The 6,643-nt window shown below is 70.1% G+C and carries 5 protein-coding genes and 1 pseudogene; 4 read left to right on the plus strand and 2 right to left on the minus strand.

Going from position 1 to position 6,643, the window contains the following annotated elements:
* Window positions 1–287: pseudogene (locus AC08OU_RS21125) on the plus strand (saccharopine dehydrogenase); the annotation flags it as partial.
* Window positions 288–311: 24 nt separating this feature from the next.
* Here AC08OU_RS21125 and AC08OU_RS21130 read toward each other — a convergent pair.
* Window positions 312–1,874: a type I glutamate--ammonia ligase gene (locus tag AC08OU_RS21130; RefSeq protein ID WP_476601024.1), complete on the minus strand. Its 1,563-nt coding sequence runs from the start codon at window positions 1,872–1,874 to the stop codon at window positions 312–314.
* A 362-nt stretch (window positions 1,875–2,236) separates the two neighbouring features.
* Here AC08OU_RS21130 and AC08OU_RS21135 point away from each other — a divergent pair, with 362 nt between their 5' ends.
* The gene (locus AC08OU_RS21135) at window positions 2,237–3,382 is read left to right on the plus strand and encodes an amidohydrolase family protein (RefSeq protein WP_476601022.1); all 1,146 of its coding nucleotides are present in this window, start codon (window positions 2,237–2,239) and stop codon (window positions 3,380–3,382) included.
* A 38-nt stretch (window positions 3,383–3,420) separates the two neighbouring features.
* Here the strand turns inward: AC08OU_RS21135 and AC08OU_RS21140 are convergent, their stop codons facing one another.
* Complete coding sequence (locus tag AC08OU_RS21140) at window positions 3,421–3,906, minus strand: VOC family protein (protein WP_462189021.1); 486 nt, start codon at window positions 3,904–3,906, stop codon at window positions 3,421–3,423.
* Between the two features lie 97 nt (window positions 3,907–4,003).
* Here AC08OU_RS21140 and AC08OU_RS21145 point away from each other — a divergent pair, with 97 nt between their 5' ends.
* Entirely contained in the window at window positions 4,004–5,170 is a 1,167-nt protein-coding gene (locus AC08OU_RS21145; RefSeq protein WP_476601020.1) for a helix-turn-helix transcriptional regulator, read from the plus strand.
* A gap of 502 nt (window positions 5,171–5,672) precedes the next feature.
* Window positions 5,673–6,185 (plus strand): NAD(P)/FAD-dependent oxidoreductase, encoded by a 513-nt coding sequence (locus AC08OU_RS21150; protein WP_476605620.1) that lies wholly within the window; start codon window positions 5,673–5,675, stop codon window positions 6,183–6,185.
* The last annotated feature ends 458 nt before the right edge of the window (window positions 6,186–6,643 follow it).

Genomic DNA, 6,643 nt, shown 5'->3' on the forward strand with positions numbered 1-6,643 from the left:
GGTCCGCCCTGCGGACGACCGGCCGCGGACCGGACCGGGCGGCGCGGGCCCGCGCCGGGGCGCAGGTGTTCGCGCTCGCCCGGGACGCCGCCGGCCGGGAACTCGCCACCGTGCGGCTGGAAGGTCGCGACCCCTATGCCTTCACCGCTCGGATCATGGCGTGGATGGCGGGACATCTCGCCGCGGGCACCGTCGCCCGCGCCGGCGCGCTTGGCCCGGTCGACGCCTTCGGCGTCGAGGACCTGGAGCGGGCCGCCGCCACGGCCGGACTGCGTCGGGTGGGCTGACACCCGGTCAGCACCGCCGGCGGGTCAGTACCGCCAGCGGGTCGCCGCGACGACGGCAGCCGGGTCAGCCTCGGCGAACCGGTCGATCTCCGCGCGCCGGACGGCGGCGACCGCGTCGTGCAGCTCCCGTCCCAGGGCGCGGTGCAACACCTCGTCGGCCTCGAAGGCGGCGACCGCCTCGCCCAGGCTGGTGGGCAGGCGCCGGATGCCGCGGCGGGCCCGTTCGGCGGGGTCGAGCGAGGCCGGGTCGACGCCCACCGGCTCCGGCAACGCGGCCGCCGCCGCGAGCCCCACCTGCCCGGCGGCCAGCAGACCGGCCACCAGAAGGTAGGGATTCGCGGCAAGGTCGAAGGACTTCACCTCCAGGTTCGCCGCCTGGCCGGCCGCGGCCGGCGGCCCGGGGATCATCCGCAGCGCGGCCTCCCGGTTCTCCCGACCCCAGCAGGCGTGGACACCCGCCCACGTCGATGGCACCAGTCGCAGGTAGGAGGCAACGCTCGGGGCGCCGAGAGCCATCAGCGCCGGCAGCCGGCCGAGGATCCCGGCGGCGAACGCCTCCCCGGCAGCGGTCAGTCCGAGCGGCCCGTTGCCACCCGCCATGAGGTTGATCCGGCCCGGGCGGGCGGATCCCCCGCCGGCCCGGGCTGGGCCCCCCCGGTATGGGCCCCCCGGGTATGGGCCACCGGAGTTCGCCCCGCCCGGGCCCCCGCCCGAGACCGCAGGCCGGGCCGGGGCCGGCGGCCGGTCGGGATCGTCGCTCCACAGGCTCAGATGCACGTGGCCGCCGTTACCCACGCTGTCGACGAGCACCTTGGGGGCGAACGAGACGCGCAGGCCATGGCGCCTGCTGACGCCGCGCACCGTCTCCTTGACCAGCACGCACGTGTCGGCGGCGCCGAGGGGGTCCTGCGCGGCGACGGACACCTCGAACTGACCGGCCGCGTACTCGGGATGGATCTGCTCGACGACCAGCCCCTCCTCGGTGAGCGCGGTGACCACGTCCCGCAGGTAGTCACCGAGTTCGGCCACCCTGATCATCCCGTACGCCGGCCCGGGAGCGGCCGGGGCGAACTCGTCGGAACCGGCCGGGGAGACGGCCCATTCGGCCTCGAACGCCATCATCGCCGTCAGGCCGTGCTCGGCGAGCAGTGCCGTCTGGAGGCGGACGAGTTCCCGGCCGTCCTGCGGGTGCGGTCGGCCGTCCTGGTCACGGCGGTCGGCGGGGGCCCAGGCCCAGCCGGGCTGGGCCGCAAGGGGTGTCAGCCGGTCCAGGTCGGGATGCAGCCGCAGATCCCCGACGGGACCTCCGGCGTACCGTCCCGCCGTGATCGAGTCATCGGCGCCGAACACGTCGAACACCGGCGACACGCCGACGCCCCACACCGCCGCCGCGTCGAGCCGGCCGATCGGCACCCCCTTCATCCGAGTGATGCCACTGTTGTCGACGTAGGTCACCGCAACACAGACGACGCCGCGTACCTCCAGGTTCGTCGCCGCGTGCCGGGCCGCCGCGGCGAGCCGATCACGCCTACGATCCTCTCCGGCGATAATCCGAGGGGCGAACTCGTCCAACGCAGGCTCGTTCATCCTCACCTTCCCCACGGGTCTCCCCTGTCCCCATGGTCGCGCGTACGCCTGCCAGACGCCGGGCGGAGCGCACGGCACGGCGGCCCCTCACTCTCCCACGATGTTACGGAGAGCGACAAAATTCGGCCGGATCGAAGGAGAAGCCATCTGTTCATCACAATCGCTCCGAGCGTTGTCCACAGCTGGCGTCGACGCAAGAAGAGATGAAAACACGGCAACATCATCGACTTTCAGAACGACTGTCCCCAGGGAGCCAGGAGTAATCCACAAGTTATCCACAGGGCCGCTGTGGACCTGAGGATGACCGAATGTGTCCAGTACGGTCAGGCATGACCCCACCTTCCAGGGGGGATCATCGATGGGTGGGCCGCCCGGTGGAACCGTTCGTCGATCACGAGCTTGTCGACCACCACTGCCATGGTCTGGTCGGCCGCGATCTGACTCGCCCGGAATTCGAAAGCATGATCACCGAGGCGGAACACCCCGGACCACCGGGGACGACGCTGTTCGACAGCCAGATCGGCTTCGCCCTGCGGCGCTGGTGCGCGCCGGTGCTCGACCTACCGGCGCATGCCGCGCCGGAAGACTACCTCGAACGCCGGGCGGAGCTTGGCCACGCCGAGGTGCACCGGCGGCTGCTGCGTGCCTGCGGGATCACCACGTTCTGCGTCGACGCCGGATTTCAACCGGAGCCGCTGACCAGCGCCGCGGAGCTGGCCGAGCTCGCCGGCGGACGCGGCGTGGATGTGGTGCGGTTGGAGCGGGTCGCCGAGCAGGTCGCGGTCGACGTCATCACCGGGCAGATCGGCATGACCCACCTCGCCGACACCGTGCGGGCCCGGCTCGAGTCCGCCCGCCCCACCATGGTCGCGGTGAAGTCGGTCGCGGCCTACCGCGGCGGCCTGGAGCTGCCCGCACAGCGACCGACCGACCGCGAGGTCGCCGCCGCCGCCCGCGGCTGGATCCACGAGATCCGCGCCGGCGCCCCGATCCGGCTGACCGACCCCACCCTGCACGCCTTCCTCATCTGGTGCGGGGTCGACGCGCGGCTACCCATCCAGATCCACGTCGGGTACGGGGACTGCGACATCGACCTGCGCCGGGGCAACCCACTGCTGCTCACCGGCCTGCTGCGGGCGATAGCACCGACCGAGGTCAGTGTGCTGCTGCTGCACTGCTACCCGTTCCACCGGGAGGCCGGCTACCTAGCCCAGGTGTTCCCGAATGTCTACCTCGACCTCGGGCGCGCCATCCACAACTGCGGCCGCGGCTCGGCCGGCCTGCTCACGCAGGCACTCGAACTCGCCCCGTTCGGCAAGTTCCTCTTCTCCACCGACGCCTTCGCGCTCGGCGAGCTGTACCTGCTCGGGGCCGTCCTGTTCCGGCGTGGGTTGTCGGCGTTCCTCGCGGCGGGAGTCGCCGACGACGCCTGGACCGCGGCGGACGCCGAGCGGGTCGCCCGGCTCATCTGCGCGGACAACGCCCGCCGCGTCTACAACCTGCCCTGACCAACGACCTGCCCTGACCAGCACGGGCGGCTCGGCGGTCAGCCGGCGGCGGCCGGCGGGCAGAGGCAGAACGGGTGACCGACCGGGTCGAGAAGCACCCGCCACCGGTCCCCACCCGGCTGGAACTCGGCCTGCCTCGCGCCGAGGCCTTCCGCCAGGGCGATGGCGGCGTCCAGGCCGGCGACCCGGAAATCCAGGTGGAACTGCTGCGGGGCGTCCTGGTCCGGCCAGCGCGGCGGCTGGTAGCCCGCCACCCGCTGGAAACCGATCATGATCTCGGTCCCCGGTGGGGTGAGGTACGCCCAGGACCCCTCGTCGTCGGTGCCGGCGACGCCCCACCCGGTCAACGTGCCGTAGAAGGTCGCGAGCTCCTTCGCGTCCGGGCAGTCGAGCATCAGCCCGGCCCAGGTCGCCGCCACGTCACTCGCGGAGCCAGCACTTGCGGACCCAGTCGCCGCACCGGTAGCGGCCGCGCCCCCGGCCCTCTCCACACCCATCTCCCGAGCCGGGTCCGTTCCCGCCATGGCGATCTCCTTCGCGTTCCGGTGTCGATGCGTCGGATCCCATCCTCGAAGCCATACCTGACTTCTCCTGGCAGGTATGGCCCGGGGAGCATCGGGCATGCGTGCCGGCCGGCTCCTCTCCGTCCTGCTGCTGTTGCAGACCCGTGGGCGGCTCACGGCGCGTGAGATCGCCGACGAACTCGAGGTCTCCGTGCGGACGGTCTACCGGGATCTGGAGTCCCTCGCCGAGGCCGGGGTCCCCGTGCTGGCGGACCGCGGTGCCACCGGCGGGTACCGGCTGCTCGACGGCTACCGCACCCGGCTGACCGGGTTGACCTCCGGCGAGGCCGACTCCCTGTTCCTCGCCGGCATGCCGGCGGCCGCCGGCGAGCTGGGGCTCGGCACGATGCTCGCGGCGGCGGAACTGAAGCTGATGGCGGCCCTGCCCGAGCAGCTGCGCGAACGGGCCGGCCGGGTGCGGGAGCGCTTCCATCTCGACGCGCCCGGCTGGTTCCGGGCCACCGAGGACACGCCGCTGCTGACCGAGGTGGCAGCGGCGGTGTGGGAGCAGCGCCGCGTCCGGGCCACCTACCGGCGTTGGCGGGCCCCCCGTGAGATCATCCGGCACCTCGAACCGCTCGGCGTGGTCCTCAAAAGCGGCACCTGGTACCTGGTCGCCAACGTCGCACACGGCACCCAGGGCGTAGGCCTGGCCGAGGACGCTGGCAGCAGCCGCGACCCTGACGGCACCCGAGCCGCAGGCGCCACCGAGAGTGCGGACGGCAGCGGAGGCGCGGAACCGGCGGGCGGGCCGGCCACCCTGCCCCGGGTGTACCGGGTCGCGAAGATCCTCAGCCTCGAGACGACCACCAAGACGTTCGAACGGCCGCATGGCTTCGACCTCGGCGCCTACTGGGCCGGCTGGACGGCCCGCTACGAATCCGAGGTCTACCGGGCGCGGGCGACCATGCGGCTTTCCCCGACCGGCGTGACGATGGCCCCCTTCCGGCTCCCCCCGGCGGTCGCCCGCGCCGTCCGGGAAACGGCGAGCGCACCGGAGGAGGACGGCTGGGTACGCGCGGTGGTGCCGATCGAGTCCGTCCGGCACGCCGAGCGCGAACTGCTCGTACTCGGCCCGGACCTGGAGGTGCTCCACCCCCCGGAGCTACGCGAGGCGATGACGCGCGCCGCGGGCGCGCTCGCCGCGCTGTACGGCGCACCGGCGGCGGGCAACGGCGGAAGTCGCAGGCCCGTCGCCGGGAACCACAACCTGCCGGAACCCTGACTGCCGGAACCCTGACTGCCGGCAGCCTGACGCCTCCGGACGCCACGTGGCGCCTCGGTGCTTCGTCTGAATCACTGGGATGACGCCGGCACCAGGCTGCCAACCTTTACGGACGGTGGATGCCCACGCCCCTTGATCAGCGAGGGTCCACCCGTTCTTACGCCCTGTACGCGACAGCAAGCCCTCCAATAGGCGCGGGCCTGCTCCCTGGCCGTATCAGTGCTGAAGCAGGAGGCCCCTCGGGCGAGCGGCTCCTCAAACCCTGCCCCCTACTCGGCCACCTCCGCCTCTGATACGCCGCCAGACGCGGTCGCCGCAGCTTCTTCGTTTTTTCTTACAAAGTACGGAGAACCACGCTGCGGCCGCTCGCGCACACCGCCACACCGATTCGCCGGAAAGAGATCACATAGAGATCACTGTGGCTGTAATAATAGGTGATGCCAACTCCTGCCATTCATGGAGCACGTAGACTTCTGGCGTGGCCAGAGGAAGCTACGACGTGGTGATCGTGGGCGCGGGCCCGGCTGGGAGCGTGGCCGCCTTCGCATTGAAGCGACAGAACCCTCGCCTTCGCGTGCTTCTGACCGACAAGGCTGTTTTCCCGCGCGATAAGGCGTGCGGTGACGGCCTCGGCGCCGGGGCCGTTGCGGCCCTACGCCGCCTGGGCCTGCTTGGTGTTGTCCATGATGCCATTTCACCGTTAAACGTGCGAGTCAGCGGACCTGACGGAACCGAGGCGACGGCGGTCGGCCCGACGGTCGCCGGCCGCGATCTTTCCGGGTATGTACTTCCACGTGAGATCCTCGACGCGCGTCTCGTTGCTGCGGCACGCGAGGTCGGAGTTGAAATTCGAGAAGGCACATCATACCATTCATCGGGGCTGACCGCTAACAGCCGGATTATCATATTTCAAATCGGTTCGGAATCGAGCTCCGTCGAGGCAGCCCCTGATGATCGGTGCCGATGGCGCCTATTCTCGGGTACGACGCGATCTTGGAGTCAGTCGCCAGGATGACCGATTCTCCTCGATCGCCATACGCTCATATGCCAAGTTCTCGGATCCGCGCCGCGCCCCGCAGGAGGTTATGCCGCTCCGACTTGACTTCAGTGACAAGGGGGACGTAATGAAGTAACAAATACGTGATCGAGAGCATCATCGCAGGTCACAGGCCTGTGGAGGGTTCGAAACGCGCAAGTTATTTCATTTCGACTCCTCAGCTCTTTGAACAGAAATTTAGACGGCGATTTCGATTGCACTTCGCCAGCTGCACGGTGGCGAATATGATCATGGGCAACAAGAGATGGGATAATCTGGTTATCCGGGCAGCGTCTCGAGACGGCAACGTTATGGACGCAGCATCTCTTATGCTCTTCGATGAACGCCGCATGTACCTATCCACAGGAGCCCGAATCCTCGTCTACGGCACACGAAGATGATGTCCGTTACCGGCTCCACGATGCCGGCTCTTCGAA

Source organism: Frankia sp. CcMO1, assembly GCF_977945845.1.

Coding starts and splice junctions, on each gene's coding strand:
- AC08OU_RS21130 (WP_476601024.1), bottom strand. CDS start 1,874: ATGAACGAGCCTGCGTTGGACGAGTTCGCCCCTCGGATTATCGCCGGA.
- AC08OU_RS21140 (WP_462189021.1), bottom strand. CDS start 3,906: ATGGCGGGAACGGACCCGGCTCGGGAGATGGGTGTGGAGAGGGCCGGG.
- AC08OU_RS21145 (WP_476601020.1), top strand. CDS start 4,004: ATGCGTGCCGGCCGGCTCCTCTCCGTCCTGCTGCTGTTGCAGACCCGT.